This window comes from Nonomuraea purpurea (assembly GCF_042650645.1).
GTDB classification, from domain to species: Bacteria; Actinomycetota; Actinomycetes; order Streptosporangiales; family Streptosporangiaceae; genus Nonomuraea; species Nonomuraea purpurea.
In genome coordinates this window covers 340671-354198 of sequence record NZ_JBHSBI010000009.1, presented here as the reverse complement: position 1 = coordinate 354198, position 13528 = coordinate 340671, and the positions used below count along the sequence as shown (strand labels likewise).

General features: G+C 69.8%; 12 protein-coding genes and 1 rRNA gene. 2 read left to right on the top strand and 11 right to left on the bottom strand.

What is annotated here, in order from left to right:
* Both ACFOY2_RS20390 and ACFOY2_RS20385 read right to left on the bottom strand, forming a co-directional pair.
* Positions 1 to 89: ribosomal RNA gene (locus ACFOY2_RS20390) — 16S ribosomal RNA — on the bottom strand; the annotation flags it as partial.
* Positions 90 to 1568: 1479 nt separating this feature from the next.
* Positions 1569 to 2159 carry an HAD family hydrolase gene (locus ACFOY2_RS20385; protein WP_379529629.1) on the bottom strand — a complete coding sequence of 197 codons (591 nt, stop codon included), beginning with the start codon at positions 2157 to 2159 and terminating at the stop codon, positions 1569 to 1571.
* 32 nt (positions 2160 to 2191) lie between these two features.
* On the opposite strand from ACFOY2_RS20385, the gene ACFOY2_RS20380 reads away from it, so the two are divergent.
* Complete coding sequence (locus ACFOY2_RS20380) at positions 2192 to 3634, top strand: glycosyltransferase family 39 protein (RefSeq protein ID WP_379529628.1); 1443 nt, start codon at positions 2192 to 2194, stop codon at positions 3632 to 3634.
* A gap of 132 nt (positions 3635 to 3766) precedes the next feature.
* Here the strand turns inward: ACFOY2_RS20380 and tyrS are convergent, their stop codons facing one another.
* Positions 3767 to 5032 carry a tyrosine--tRNA ligase gene (tyrS, locus tag ACFOY2_RS20375; RefSeq protein ID WP_379529627.1) on the bottom strand — a complete coding sequence of 422 codons (1266 nt, stop codon included), beginning with the start codon at positions 5030 to 5032 and terminating at the stop codon, positions 3767 to 3769.
* 187 nt (positions 5033 to 5219) lie between these two features.
* Between tyrS and ACFOY2_RS20370 the strand changes: the two genes are divergently transcribed.
* Positions 5220 to 5528 (top strand): PH domain-containing protein, encoded by a 309-nt coding sequence (locus tag ACFOY2_RS20370; protein ID WP_379529626.1) that lies wholly within the window; start codon positions 5220 to 5222, stop codon positions 5526 to 5528.
* Here the strand turns inward: ACFOY2_RS20370 and ACFOY2_RS20365 are convergent.
* The 8 genes from ACFOY2_RS20365 to argJ form a co-directional block, all read right to left on the bottom strand.
* Positions 5468 to 6157 (bottom strand): DNA-3-methyladenine glycosylase, encoded by a 690-nt coding sequence (locus tag ACFOY2_RS20365; protein WP_379529625.1) that lies wholly within the window; start codon positions 6155 to 6157, stop codon positions 5468 to 5470. The two genes, ACFOY2_RS20370 and ACFOY2_RS20365, sit on opposite strands and share 61 nt — an antisense overlap.
* Positions 6139 to 7560: an argininosuccinate lyase gene (gene argH, locus ACFOY2_RS20360; protein ID WP_379529635.1), complete on the bottom strand. Its 1422-nt coding sequence runs from the start codon at positions 7558 to 7560 to the stop codon at positions 6139 to 6141. Before argH ends, ACFOY2_RS20365 begins: the two co-directional genes overlap by 19 nt.
* A 105-nt stretch (positions 7561 to 7665) precedes the next feature.
* A complete protein-coding gene (locus tag ACFOY2_RS20355; RefSeq protein WP_379529624.1) occupies positions 7666 to 8865 on the bottom strand; it encodes an argininosuccinate synthase in 1200 nt (399 codons plus the stop codon).
* Between the two features lie 28 nt (positions 8866 to 8893).
* Complete coding sequence (locus ACFOY2_RS20350) at positions 8894 to 9397, bottom strand: arginine repressor (RefSeq protein ID WP_379529623.1); 504 nt, start codon at positions 9395 to 9397, stop codon at positions 8894 to 8896.
* A complete protein-coding gene (gene argF, locus ACFOY2_RS20345; RefSeq protein WP_379529622.1) occupies positions 9397 to 10335 on the bottom strand; it encodes an ornithine carbamoyltransferase in 939 nt (312 codons plus the stop codon). Before argF ends, ACFOY2_RS20350 begins: the two co-directional genes overlap by 1 nt.
* The gene (locus tag ACFOY2_RS20340; RefSeq protein ID WP_379529621.1) at positions 10332 to 11498 is read right to left on the bottom strand and encodes an acetylornithine transaminase; all 1167 of its coding nucleotides are present in this window, start codon (positions 11496 to 11498) and stop codon (positions 10332 to 10334) included. The genes argF and ACFOY2_RS20340 overlap by 4 nt, the downstream gene beginning before the upstream one ends.
* On the bottom strand, positions 11498 to 12370 hold the full coding sequence (argB, locus tag ACFOY2_RS20335; RefSeq protein ID WP_379529620.1) for an acetylglutamate kinase: 873 nt from the start codon (positions 12368 to 12370) through the stop codon (positions 11498 to 11500). The genes ACFOY2_RS20340 and argB overlap by 1 nt, the downstream gene beginning before the upstream one ends.
* Positions 12367 to 13518, bottom strand: coding sequence for a bifunctional glutamate N-acetyltransferase/amino-acid acetyltransferase ArgJ (gene argJ / locus ACFOY2_RS20330; protein ID WP_379529619.1), 1152 nt, complete (start codon positions 13516 to 13518; stop codon positions 12367 to 12369). Before argJ ends, argB begins: the two co-directional genes overlap by 4 nt.
* Between the last annotated feature and the right edge of the window lie 10 nt (positions 13519 to 13528).

The window sequence follows — 13528 nt, the reverse complement described above, 5'->3', positions numbered from 1 at the left end:
GAGTACCCCGAAGGGCCTTTCCGCTCGACTTGCATGTGTTAAGCACGCCGCCAGCGTTCGTCCTGAGCCAGGATCAAACTCTCCAAACAATGCTTTTTGGAAAAGCTGTCCAAGCAATCCGTCAAATGAATGACAGGGTTTTACATGTAAATCATGCACTGGCTTTTAGCACACTGTTGAGTTCTCAAGAAACGGACGCGAACATCTTCACCGAGACCCTTCAGTCTCGCCTCAGAGGCGCTGTTTACGTCTCATTCATCTTAAAGAGTCTTCCGATTCTTTGTCAAACCCGTAGGCTTGCCGTGAATCGGTCGAACTATCTAAGATAGTGCGCCCCGGATCTGGGGCAACCCTCGTAACTTACCGTGTCACCCGAGGCGTGTCGAATCAACCGATTTTCCGGTGGCATCGAACGCGCCCGCAGACGACCTCGTGCGTAAGCATGCCGAAGCAGTTGCGCCGAGTGGCTCGTCAATTCAAGGGGCTTGCCCTGGGGGCCCGTCCGCCTGACCGGCGTCCGGCTCACTCCCGGGGCGAAGTGAAAGATTAGGTCGCGATCCGCGACACGTCAAATCGCCTCGCCCAGCAGCTTCGCGCCATGTCCTGCCGCCCAGCACCTCGGCTTGGCATTACGAGTGCGTCGGCGCGGCCGCCATCGTCTGACCTTCCGCAGGTTCGGCGCACTCTGCGCGACACATATTCCCCAGTCAGAAGCGGTGTAGGCAGAGAAATCGAGCATCGCGGGACGCGGTGGAGAACGCGGGGAGGTCTTTTGATGGGTGGGGTGAAGATCTGAGGGCCGGGGGCTTCGATGCCCGATTTACACGGCTTGACAGGCGCCTAGTGATCGTTATGAAGCCGACACATGCTCCGTATCGGGGCACGTGGGCGAGCAGTTTGGGTGCGATGGGTCGGGTGGACGGGGTTGTGGGCCCAGGTTGCCTCGCCGTGGATGTGCTCTGGCTCAGGGGAACCAAGTCCCGGATCGGTCCGACGCGAGTCAGCCCACGAGCCGGTACAGGCGAGCGCCTGGCGGTCAGACAAGCGGACAGGCGGTGCCGGTGAACAGTCGGGTGTCGGAGGAATGAGTGGGCGGCCGACTGGTCGGACGGACTGACCAGCGGTCGGAAAGGCGAGCCGGCTGACCGGACGAGCGGAAGGTAAGGACTCAGGAAGCATCAGGCGGGCAAGCAACAAAAGGACAGGCAGCGGAAGGACTGACCTGCGTACGGGCGGGCGGCCAAGTGGGCGGGCGGAGTAGCCCGAGTGGATGGCCGGGCAGAAGATGAGCAGGTGGGCAGAGGCGGACGGGCGAGCGGGCGAGCGGGCGAGCGGGCGAGCGGCGGCCAGATGGGGCGGACCGCCGGCCGGACAGACGGTCGGCGGACAAACGGTTGACCGACAGGCAAGGAGGTGAGCGCAGGACGGGCGGTTTGGGGCGGGCCATGGTTCGGTAAAGGCCGACAGAGGGTCGCGGTGCGGCGCCCGGCGATCAGCCGGGCGGAGGACGGGCGGAGGTGATGCTTCAGGTTGAAGGCAGGTGATAGGCGAAGTCAGTCGCCCAGCCCTCACCCCTTCGCCAACGCCCGCACCTGTTCCGCCGAAACGAACACCTCCGCCGCCATCCCCGCCTCCCGAGCAGCGATGACATTCACCTCGTTGTCGTCGAAGAACAGAATCTCGCCGGGCGCCGCCCTGATCATCTCGGCGCAGATCTCGTACGCCCGCCGCTCCGGCTTGACCACCCCGATCCGGCACGAGTACGTCAATGCCGCGAATCGCCCCAGCCACTCCGAGTGCCGCGACTCCCACACCGGCACCAGTTCCGCGACGATGTTCGACAGCAGCCCCAGCCGAACCCCCTGATCCGCCAGCTCGTGCACGACTTCCACCATGGAGTCGTCCACCCGGCACCAGCTGTCGAGGTCCGCCGCCAGCAACGCCCCGGCGTCGGCGAACGAGACTCCCAGCCGCCCGGCCACCGCCTGCCAGTAGGAGGCCCCGTCCTGGCCGGCGTCGTAGGCGGGCCGGCAAGCCCAGTACGCCTCCCAGAACCGCTCCTCGGGCACTCCGGCCAGTTCGACGATCCGCTCGCGTGCTTCAGCAGATTGCGTACGCGCAATCACGCCATAAAGGTCGAACACGATCACGTTGGCCATACACCCGACCTTATGGCGCGTATCCTGCCCCGGTGACCACTGCCGCCACTCTCGCACCCCCGGCCCGGCCCGCCCAGCGCAAGCGCACATTCACCCCATGGTGGATGTCGCTGTTGGCCGGTGGGGCGGCCTTCTCGGGCACGGGCTCGGCCACCCTGAACGGCGACGAACTGGCCACGATCAGCGCGGCCGCCCGATCGCTGCCCGGCATGTGGGAGCTGGCCCGGCACATCGACGGCCATTTCCTGCCCTACTACCTCTTCATGCACTTCTGGTCGATGGCGGGTTCGGCGGAGTTGTGGTTGCGGCTGCCGTCGGCCGTGGCGATCGGGGTCGCGGCCTGGTTCCTGGTCGATCTGGGCCGGCGGCTGCACAGCGTCCGCGCCGGAGTGATCGCCGCGGCCGTGTTCGCGATCCTGCCCTCGGTGTCCCACTACGGCGCTTTCGCCAGGTCGTACGCTTTCGCCGCCGCCGCGGTGGTGTTCTCCTTCTGGGCGCTGCACCGGGCGTTGGAGCACTCGGTCACCAGGCGGTGGGTGGTCTACGGGGTGGCGGTGGCGCTGGTGTGCTCGACGCACCTGTTCGCGGTGCTCGTGCTGCCCGCCCATCTGGCGCTGGTGCGCAGGGACGTGCTGGTCCGCATGTTCGCGGCGCTCGCGGTCGGCTCTGTGCCCGCGCTGGTGCTGGGGCTGGTCGGGTTCGGCGAGCGGCACGCGATCAGCTGGATCCCGCAGCGGGGGCCGGAGGTGTGGCTGAAGTTCCCCAAGATGGCGGCGGGAGCCACGGGGCTGGGGGTGCTGCTGTTGGCGATGGCGGTGGCGGGCGTGGTGCTGTTGTGGCTGAGACGATCGGACAGGGAGTGGACGATCGCGCTGGCCGGGTGGCTGATCCTGCCCCCGATCCTGCTGCTCGCGGTCTCCCAGCTCGTGACTCCGGTGTACGTCGACCGCTACCTGTTCGTGACCGCCCCCGCTCTGGCGCTCCTGGCGGGGCTGGCCGTGGCGGCGCTCCCCCGTTTCCACGTCGTGGCGGCCGTCGTGGTCCTGCTGGCCGGCTGCGCGCTGTCGTTCCAGGAGCATGTGGACGTACGCGAGGAGAACGGCCGTTTCGAGAACATCCCCTGGGCGTTGCGTGTCGTCAAGGCCGAGCCCGACGACGCGATCGTCTACGGCCAGAGCCAGGTCCGCACGGGATTCGACTACTACGCCGACTCGCTGATGCCCGTCGACGTGCTCAAGACCGGCGACGACCCGGACCCCGACGGCTTCGGCTACCCGGAACGGTCTGACGTCGCTGCCGCGCTCAAGGGACGCGAGCGGGTCTGGGTGGTCTGGCGCGGGACCAAGAAGTCCGGGTTGGAAGGCGACGGGGTCCCGCGGGTCGGGGAGGTCGAGCGGGCCGGGTACGAACTGAGCCTGGCCAAGCACTCCGGCGACCTGCCCGGCCTGACGGTCGCGCTGTTCGTCAAGAAATAGCCGCCACCCCAGGAAACAGCCCTACCTCACGGAGCCGGCGGCGCGGGTGTCCAAGGTCTCCGGGAGGCCGCAGGCCAGGCGAGAAAGAGTGAGGGCCCTTCCCCGCCAGGAAGGGCCCTCTGACGAAACGGGTCAGCCGACCTCGACCCCGCCGATCGACTTCTTGCCGCGCCTCAGCACCATGAACCGCCCGTGCAGCAGATCGTCGGCCCCCGGCACGTACCCCTCATCCGTGATCTTGATGTTGTTCAGGTACGCCCCGCCCTCCTTGACCGCCCGCCGCGCGGCCGACTTCGACTCGACCAGGCCGCTGTCGGCCAGGAGGTCGACGAAGGGCGTCCCGAGGGCGGGCACGGTGGCCTTGGGCACCTCGGCCAGGGCGGCCTTGAGCGTGGAGGCCGGCAGGTCGTCCAGCGTGCCCTGCCCGAACAGCGCCTTGGAGGCGGCGACCACGGCGTCCAGCTCCTGCTTGCCGTGCAGCAGCTCGGTGAGGTCCTCGGCCAGCGTGCGCTGCGCCTCGCGGGCGAAGGGGCGTTCCGCGACGGCCTTCTCCAGCGTCTCGATCTCCTCGCGGGTCCTGAACGTGAACACCTTGAGGTAGTGGATCACGTCGCGGTCGTCGGAGTTGAGGAAGTACTGGTAGAAGGCGTACGGCGAGGTCATCTCCGGGTCGAGCCAGAGGGCGCCGCCCGCGGTCTTGCCGAACTTGGTGCCGTCGGATTTGGTGATCAGCGGCAGCGTCATGGCGTGGACGTGCCCGCCCTCGACGCGGCGGATCAGGTCGGCGCCGGCGGTGATGTTGCCCCACTGGTCGCTGCCGCCGATCTGCAGGGTGCAGTCGTAGCGGCGGAACAGTTCGAGGTAGTCGTTGGCCTGCAGGATCTGGTAGCTGAACTCGGTGTAGCTGAGCCCTTCGCCCTGCAGGCGGGCGGAGACCGCCTCGCGGGCGAGCATGCGGTTGACCGGGAAGTGCTTGCCGATGTCGCGCAGGAAGTCGATGGCGCTCAGCTCGCCGGTCCATTCGAGGTTGCTGACCATGCGGGCGGGGTTCGACGGGGCGTCGAAGTCGAGGAAGCGGCCGACCTGGCCGCGCAGCCGCTCGACCCAGTCGGCGACGACCTCGGTGGCGTTGAGCGAGCGCTCGGTGTTGCGGCCGCTCGGGTCGCCGATCAGGCCGGTGGCGCCGCCGACCAGGCCGATCGGGCGGTGCCCCGCCAGCTGCAGGCGGCGCAGCGTGAGCAGCGGCACGAAGTGGCCGACGTGCAGCGAGGCAGCGGTGGGGTCGAAACCGGAATAGACCGTGATCGGTCCCTTGGCCATGGACGCGCGCAGGGCGTCGAGGTCGGTGGACTGAGCGATCAGGCCTCGCCACGCGAGGTCGTCGAGAATGTCGGTCACGGTGCCGGCTTTCCATGTAGACGTTGCACGGGTTAAGTGGTTACAGCGTGCCCGATCGCGCGGGTTGACCGCCACTTGGATACGCTCTGTCTCCATGTGGAGGGTCCGTCGCGAGCTGGCCGTTTTCAAGATCTTAGGGGCTGTGGCGTGTGCCGGACTCGCCGCTTACTGGTGGGTTGCAGACGATGTGCGCGGCGTGATCCTGGCCGTCCCCGCGGCCGTGCTGCTCGGCGCGATGGGCCTGCGGGACGTGATCGCCCCCGTACGGCTGTCGGCCGACGAGAGCGGCATCACGGTGGTGCAGGGGTTCGCGGGCCGACGGCATGTGCCGTGGGAGGCGATCTGGGACGTCAAGGTGGAGATCCGCAGGCGGTGGGGGCTGCGCAGCGAGATGCTGGAGATCGACACCGGTGACTACCTGCACATCTTCAGCCCTCATGAGCTGGGCACCTCCCCGACGGAGGTGGCTGCGGCGCTGCGGCGGCGGGGCACGTGAGCGCGGTACGGCGACACGGTCGGGTCGCCGTCGATCCAGAACCGCCACGGTGTGTCCTTGGCCGTGGAGATGCCGGTGCGCGGGCCCGACCTGATCGCGGACGGGTCGGCGGGGCTGCCTTCGAGCATGGTGGCCGACTGCCGGGGGCGTCCTGCGGCTGATCCGTCCCGGATGGCGTCCAGGCCGTTGTGCTCGCGGAGCAGGCCGAGGGCGACGGCGAGCCTGGCGGGGCCGCGTGCCAGGTCGCGCTCCCGGATGTTGCCGGCCGATGAGCGCCGGGTGCGGGCCTCGTCCACGCCGTCCACCACCTCGCCTGCCCGCAGCAGCACGGCCGAGCCGTGGCCGTCGGGCAGGCACACCAGGTTGGCGCAGAAGTGCATGCCGTAGGTGAAGTACACGTACAGGTGGCCAGGCGGGCCGAACATGACGGCGTTGCGGGGCGTCTTGCCTCGGTAGGTGTGGGCGGCAGGGTCCTCGCCCGGGCCGCCGTACGCCTCGACCTCGGTCAGGCGCACGGCGACAGAGCCGTGGACGAGCACGCGCCCGAGCAGGTCGGGCGCGACCTCGTGGGACGGCCGGTCGAAGAAACTCCGCGGCAGCGCTGCGGAGCTCAGCTTCCCGCCGCCCATGCCGCCTGCGCGTCGACGGCCTCCCGCAGCGTGACGAGCTGGTCGCGGACGCGGTCGGGCGCGGTGCCGCCGTGGGCCTTGCGCGCGGCCAGGGCTCCTGGCACGTTGAGCACGTCGCGCACGTCGGGTGTCAGGTGGGACGACACCTTGACGAGTTCGTCGTCGGTCAGCTCGCCGAGGTCCTTGTCGTTGACCTGGCACCACACCACGAGGTGGCCGACGGCCTCGTGGGCCTCGCGGAAGGGCACGCCGCGGCGCACGAGCAGCTCGGCCAGGTCGGTGGCCAGGGCGAACCCGTCGGGCGCGGAGGCTTCGAGACGGGCGGTGTTGACCCGCATGGTCGCCACCAGCCCCGCCGTCGCGGGCAGGACGAGCAGCAGTGTGTCGACCGCGTCGAACACCGGCTCCTTGTCCTCCTGCAGGTCGCGGTTGTAGGTCAGCGGCAGGCCCTTGAGGGTGGTGAGCAGCGACATGAGGTTGCCGATGAGCCTGCCGGACTTGCCGCGGGCCAGCTCGGCCACGTCGGGGTTCTTCTTCTGCGGCATGATCGACGAGCCGGTGGAGTAGGCGTCGTCCATCTCGATCCAGCGGAACTCCTGCGAGGCCCACAGGACGATCTCCTCGCCGAGCCGCGACAGGTGCACGCCGATCATGGCGGCGTCGAAGAGGAACTCGGCGGCGAAGTCGCGGTCGGCGACGGCGTCCATGGAGTTGGGGGCGGCGGCGGAGAAGCCCAGCTCCTCGGCCACGGCCTGCGGGTCGAGCGGCAGCGAGGAGCCCGCGAGGGCGCCGGCGCCGAGCGGGGAGATCGCGGCGCGCTTGTCCCAGTCGGTGAGCCGGTCGATGTCGCGGGCGAAGGCGTGCACGTGGGCCAGGAGCTGGTGGCCGAACGAGACCGGCTGCGCGTGCTGCAGGTGCGTCATGCCGGGCGCGGCGGTCTCGGCGTGCTCCTCGGCCTGGGCCATCAGCGCGGTCTCCAGCTCGACCAGCCGGGAGGCGATCGTGCGGGCGTGGTCGCGCAGGTAGAGGCGCAGGTCGGTGGCGATCTGGTCGTTGCGGCTGCGTCCGGCCCTGAGTTTGCCGCCGAGCGAGCCGAGCCGCTCAAGCAGGCCGCGTTCCAGCGCGGTGTGCACGTCCTCGTCGGCGACCGTCGGCCGGAACTCGCCCGCCTTGCAGGCCTGCTCCAGGTCGTCGAGCGCGCCGATCATGCGCTCGAGCTCCTCCTCGCTCAGCAGCCCCGCCCTGTGCAGCACCCTGGCGTGCGCCCTGGAGGCGGCCAGGTCGTAGGGCACCAGCCGCCAGTCGAAGTGCACGCTCACCGACAGCCGGGTCAGCGCGTCGGACGGGCCTGCTTCGAAACGCCCGCCCCACAGCCGCATCGGCTTGCCATCACTCACCGTCATCTCCTTCGTGACCTCTTCGGCGAAAGCGTCCGCTTCTGGACTGTTCGGCATCGTTCCTCGTTCTCTCGCCCGGCGCTGCTGCGCCCCGGCGCGACCATAGTGCATTCAGGCTCTCTTGGCGTCCCGGCCCGCTGCGATCTTGGCAGGAAGCGAGAAGAGCTGGACGAAGCCCTTGGCCAGCGACTGGTCGAAGGTGTCGCCGGTGTCGTAGGTGGCCAGCGAGAAATCGTACAGGGACTTCTCGGAGCGGCGGCCCGTGACGGTGGCCCTGCCGCCGTGCAGGGTCATGCGGACCTCGCCCGAGACGTGCTTCTGAGCTTCGGCGATGAGCGCGTCGAGGGCGCTCTTCAGCGGCGAGAACCACAGGCCGTCGTAGACGAGTTCGCTCCAGCGCTGGTCCACGCCGCGCTTGAAGCGGGCCAGGTCGCGCTCGACGGTGACGTTCTCCAGCTCCATGTGGGCGGCGATGAGCGCGATCGCGCCCGGCGCCTCGTACACCTCGCGTGACTTGATGCCGACCAGGCGGTCCTCGACCATGTCGATGCGGCCGACGCCCTGGGCGCCGGCTCGCCTGTTGAGCTCGTCCACGATCTGGAACGGCGTCAGCGCCCGCCCGTCGATCCTGACCGGCACGCCTTCCTCGAAGGCGATCACGACCTCGTCGGCCGGGCGCGGCTGGGCCGGGTCGGCGGTGTAGGAGTAGACCTCCTCGGTGGGGCCGTTCCAGATGTCCTCCAGGAAGCCGGTCTCGACGGCGCGGCCCCACAGGTTCTGGTCGATGGAGAACGGGTTCTTCTTCGACGTCTCGATGGGCAGGCCCTTGGCTTCTGCGTACTCGATGGCCTTGTCGCGCGTCCAGGCGAAGTCGCGGGCGGGCGCGATCACCTGCAGGTCGGGGGCCAGGGCGGCCAGGCCGGCCTCGAAGCGGACCTGGTCGTTGCCCTTGCCTGTGCAGCCGTGGGAGACGATCGTGCCGCCGAACCGCCTGGCCGCCGACACCAGGTGTTTGACGATGAGCGGGCGCGACAGGGACGACACCAGCGGGTAGCGGTCCATGTAGAGGGCGTTGGCCTGGAGGGCGGGCACGCAGAAGTCGGCGGCGAACTCCTCTTTGGCGTCCACCACGATCGACTCGACGGCGCCGCAGTCCATGGCCCGCTTCCGGATGACCTCCATGTCCTCGCCGCCCTGCCCGAGGTCGAGGGCGACGCAGACGACCTCGGCGTCCATCTTCTCTGCGAGGTACGGAATGGCGACCGAGGTGTCAAGACCTCCTGAGTAGGCGAGAACGACTTTGTCGGACATGTTGCTAACTCCAGTGCGTTGTCGGTGGTCAGCTCCGCCGGTCGGCGACCTTCAGCAGCGCGTCGGCGACGGCGGCCCCGCCCGCCGGGTCGCGGCCGATGACCAGGATCGTGTCATCGCCCGCCACGGTGCCGAGGATCGACTCCCAGTCGGCGTGGTCGATGGCCGAGGCGAGGAACTGGGCGGCGCCCGGCGGGGTGCGCACGATGACCAGATTGGCCGATGCCTCGGCTCCGACCAGCAGTTCCTCCGCGATGCGGCGCAGTCGCGCGGCGGGTGACTCGCCGGTGCCGAGCCGGGCCAGCGGGATGCGCCCGCCACCTTCGCCAGGCAGGGCGTACACGAGCGAGCCGTCCTCGGCGCGCAGTTTCAGCGCGCCGAGCTCGTCGAGGTCACGCGAGAGCGTGGCCTGGGTGACCTCGACACCGCTCTCGGCGAGCAGCTTGGCCAGCTCCGGTTGGGAGCGCACGGCCTGACGCTGCAGCAGATCGGTGATCTTCGCCTGCCGAGCGGCCTTGGTCATCGGGATCATCAGTGGGACACCAGCCAGTGCAGCAGGGCCTTCTGCGCGTGCAGCCGGTTCTCCGCCTGGTCCCACACGACGCTGCGGGGGCCGTCGAGCACCTCGGCGGTGATCTCGTAGCCTCGGTAGGCGGGCAGGCAGTGCAGCACGATCGCGTCCCGCGCGGCGTGCTGGAGCAGTTCGTCGTTGACCTGGTACGGCTTGAGCGCGGCCACCCGCTCGTCCTTGCCGTCCTGGCCCATCGACACCCAGGTGTCGGTGGCGATCACGTGCGCGCCCGTGGCGGCGGCGACCGGGTCGGACAGCGCGACCACCGAGCCGCCGGTCCTGGCGGCGATGGCGGCGGCCTGATCGAGGATGACCGCGTCGGGCTGGTAGGTGGGCGGGGCCGCGACGCGCACGTGCATGCCGGCCGTGGCGCCGCCGATCAGGTAGGAGTGGGCCATGTTGTTGGCGCCGTCGCCCAGGTAGGTGAGCGTGAGGCCGGCGGTCCTGCCCAGCCTCTCGTGGACGGTCTGCAGGTCGGCCAGGATCTGGCAGGGGTGGAACTCGTCGGTCAGCGCGTTGACGACCGGCACCCGCGAGTGGGCGGCCATCTCGGCGATGAGCTCCTGGCCGCTGGTCCGCCACACGATGGCCGCCACCTGCCGGTCGAGGACCCTGGCCAGGTCTGCGGGCGGCTCGCCTCGGCCCATCAGGGCCGAGACGTTGTCGACGACCAGCGGCAGGCCGCCGAGTTCGCCGATGCCGGTATGAAAGGAGACGCGGGTGCGGGCGGACGGCTTGTCGAACAGGACCGCGACGGTCTGCGGGCCCTCGAACGGACGGTAGCCGAAGCGGTCCTTCTTCATGGCGGCGGCCAGTTCGATGACCTCCGCCTGCTCGGCAGGCGACAAATCATCATCCCGAAGGAAATGCCGGATTCGCGCCGAGTCCGCGCCGTTCATTTGCTCGCCTCCGTGAGGATCCCCGGGTACGCGGCCACGAGCGCGTCCACCTCGCCGGCCGTCACGACCAGCGGCGGCGCGAGCCGTACCGCGTCCGGCTGCAGGGCGTTGACCAGGAACCCGGCCTCCGCGGCGGCCCGCTGCACCGCGGCCGCGCGCGGCTCGCGCAGCACGGTGGCCAGCCACAACCCGCGCCCGCGCACACCCTTGAGCAGCGGGTGGTCGATCGAGCGCAGCCCGTCGCGCAGCCGCGCCGAGACGGACCTGACGTGGCCGAGGTCGACGTTGCCGAGCACGGCCAGCGCGGCGGCGCAGGCGACCGGGTTGCCGCCGAACGTCGAGCCGTGATCGCCCTTGTCGAACAGCTTGCCGACGTCGCCGAACCCGACGCACGCGCCGATCGGCAGCCCGCCGCCCAGCCCCTTGGCCAGGGTCAGGATGTCGGGGGTGACACCGTCGGCCTGGTGGGCGAACCAGTGGCCCGTGCGGCCGATGGCCGACTGGATCTCGTCGGCCACCAGCAGCGCGCCGGTCGAGTCGCAGATCTCGCGGGCGGCCCCGAAGTAGCCGTCGGGCGGCGGCACCACGCCGGCCTCGCCCTGCGTCGGCTCCAGGAAGACCGCGATGCAGTCGCCGGTCACGGCCTCCTTGAGCGCGTCGGCGTCGCCGTAGGGGACGAAGCGCACATCCACCGGGAACGGGCCGAACGGGTCGCGGATGGCCGCCTTGCCGGTCAGCGACAGGGCGCCGATGGTGCGGCCGTGGAAGCCGTTCTCGGCGGCGACGAAGTAGGAGCGGCCCTCGCGGCGGCCGTACTTGAGCGCCAGCTTGTAGGCGGCCTCGTTGGCCTCGGTGCCGGAGTTGGCGAAGAAGACCCTGGCGGGGGCGTTCAGCAGGGCCAGCAGCCGCTCGGCGAGCAGGACCTCCGGCTCGTGCATGAACAGGTTGCTGGTGTGGGCGATCGTGGCGACCTGCTTGCAGACGGCTTCGACCAGGGCGGGGTGGGCGTGACCGAGCGAGCTGGTCGCGATGCCGCCGATGAAGTCGAGGTACTCCTTGCCGTCCACATCCCAGACACGGCTGCCCTCGCCTCGCGCCAGGGCGATCGGGGGGAGGCCGTAGTTGGGCATGAAGGCCTGTTCGAACCTGTGCAGAAGGTCCATCAGGGCATCACCATCGTTCCGATTCCCTCATTGGTGAAGATTTCCAGCAGCAGTGAGTGGGACACGCGGCCGTCGAGCACGTGGGCCTGCGGGACACCGCCCTGGACCGCGGTCAGGCACGCCTCCATCTTGGGGACCATGCCGCTCGACAGCGACGGCATCATCGCCGCCAGTTCGTCGGCGTCGAGTTTGTCGATGACGTCGGTGTCGTCGGGCCAGTTGGCGTACAGGCCCTCGACGTCGGTCAGCACGACCAGTTTCTCCGCCTGGAGCGCCACGGCCAGCGCGGCGGCGGCGGTGTCGGCGTTGACGTTGTAGATCTCGCCGTCGTCGCCCCTGGCGACGCTGGAGATGACGGGGATGCGGCCGTCGTCGATCAGGGCGCGCACCGCGCCGGGGTCGACCTTGATGATCTCGCCGACCTGGCCGATGTCCACGGGCTCGCCGTCCACGATCGCCTGTTTGCGCACGGCCGTGAACAGGTGGGCGTCCTCGCCCGACATGCCGATGGCGAACGGGCCGCGCCGGTTCATCAGACCCACGATGTCGCGGTTGACCTGGCCGACCAGGACCATCCTGACGACCTGCATGGCCTCGGGCGTGGTGACCCGCAGCCCGGCGGTGAAGGTGGACTCGATGCCCAGCCTGTCGAGGGCGCTGCTGATCTGCGGGCCGCCGCCGTGCACGACCACCGGGCGCAGGCCCACGTGGTGCAGGAAGACGATGTCCTCGGCGAACCCCTCTTTGAGGGCCTCGTCGATCATGGCGTTGCCGCCGTACTTGATGACGACGGTCGCGCCGTGGAAGCGGGTCAGCCAGGGCAGCGCCTCGATCAGGGACTCGGCCTTGGCCTGCGCGGTGGAGAGCCTCATGAGGAGTACGCCGAGTTCTCGTGGACGTAGTCGGCCGTCAGGTCCGTCGTGTGGACGGTGGCCGAGGCCGCGCCCGCCGACAGGTCGACGGTGATCGTCACGTCTCTGGGGCGCATGTCCACCTTGGAGCGGTCGTCGCCGACCGCGCCGGCCCTGCAGATCCAGATGTTGTTGATGGCCACGTTGAGCCGGTCGGGCTCGAAGGCGGCGTCGGTGGTGCCGACGGCGGCCAGGACGCGGCCCCAGTTGGGGTCTTCACCGTGGATGGCGCACTTGAGCAGGTTGGAACGGGCGACCGCGCGGCCGACCGTGACGGCGTCGCGCTCGGAGGCGGCGCCGACGACCTCGATGGCGATGGCCTTGGAGGCGCCCTCGGCGTCCACCAGGAGCTGCCTGGCCAGGTCGGCGCAGACCTCGGTGACCTTCTCCTCGAACTCCGCCAGGTCCGGTTTGACCCCGGAGGCGCCGCTGGCGAGCAGCAGCACGGTGTCGTTGGTCGACATGCAGCCGTCGGCGTCGAGCCGGTCGAACGTCGTGGCCGTGGCACCGCGCAGCACGGCGTCGAGCTCGTCGCTGGTCAGGTCGGCGTCGGTGGTGATCACGCAGAGCATCGTGGCCATCGCCGGGGCCAGCATGCCGGCGCCCTTGGCCATGCCGCCGACCATGTAGCCCTCGCCCCGGCGGAAGGAGATCTTGGAGACGGTGTCGGTGGTGCGGATGGCGTCGGCCGCGGCCAGGCCGCCGTCGCGCGAGAGCTGCCCCGCGGCCGTCTCGACGCCGTTCAGCAGCTCCTCCATCGGCAGCCGCTCGCCGATCAGGCCGGTGGAGCAGACCGCGATCTCGCCCGCCGAGTCGAGCAGCAGCCCGGCCGCCTTCTCGGCGGTGGCGTGGGTGTCCTGGAAGCCTTCTGGTCCCGTGCAGGCGTTGGCGCCGCCGGAGTTGAGCACCACGGCCCGCACGCGTCCGCCCGCCAGGACCTGCTGCGACCACAGCACGGGGGCGGCCTTCACGCGGTTGGCGGTGAAGACGCCCGCGGCGGCGCGGCTCGGCCCGTCGTTGACGACGACGGCCAGGTCACGGGCGCCGCCCTGCTTGATCCCTGCGGCGACGCCCGCAGCCCTGAACCCAAGAGGTGCGGTCACGCTCATGCGGCGAGCT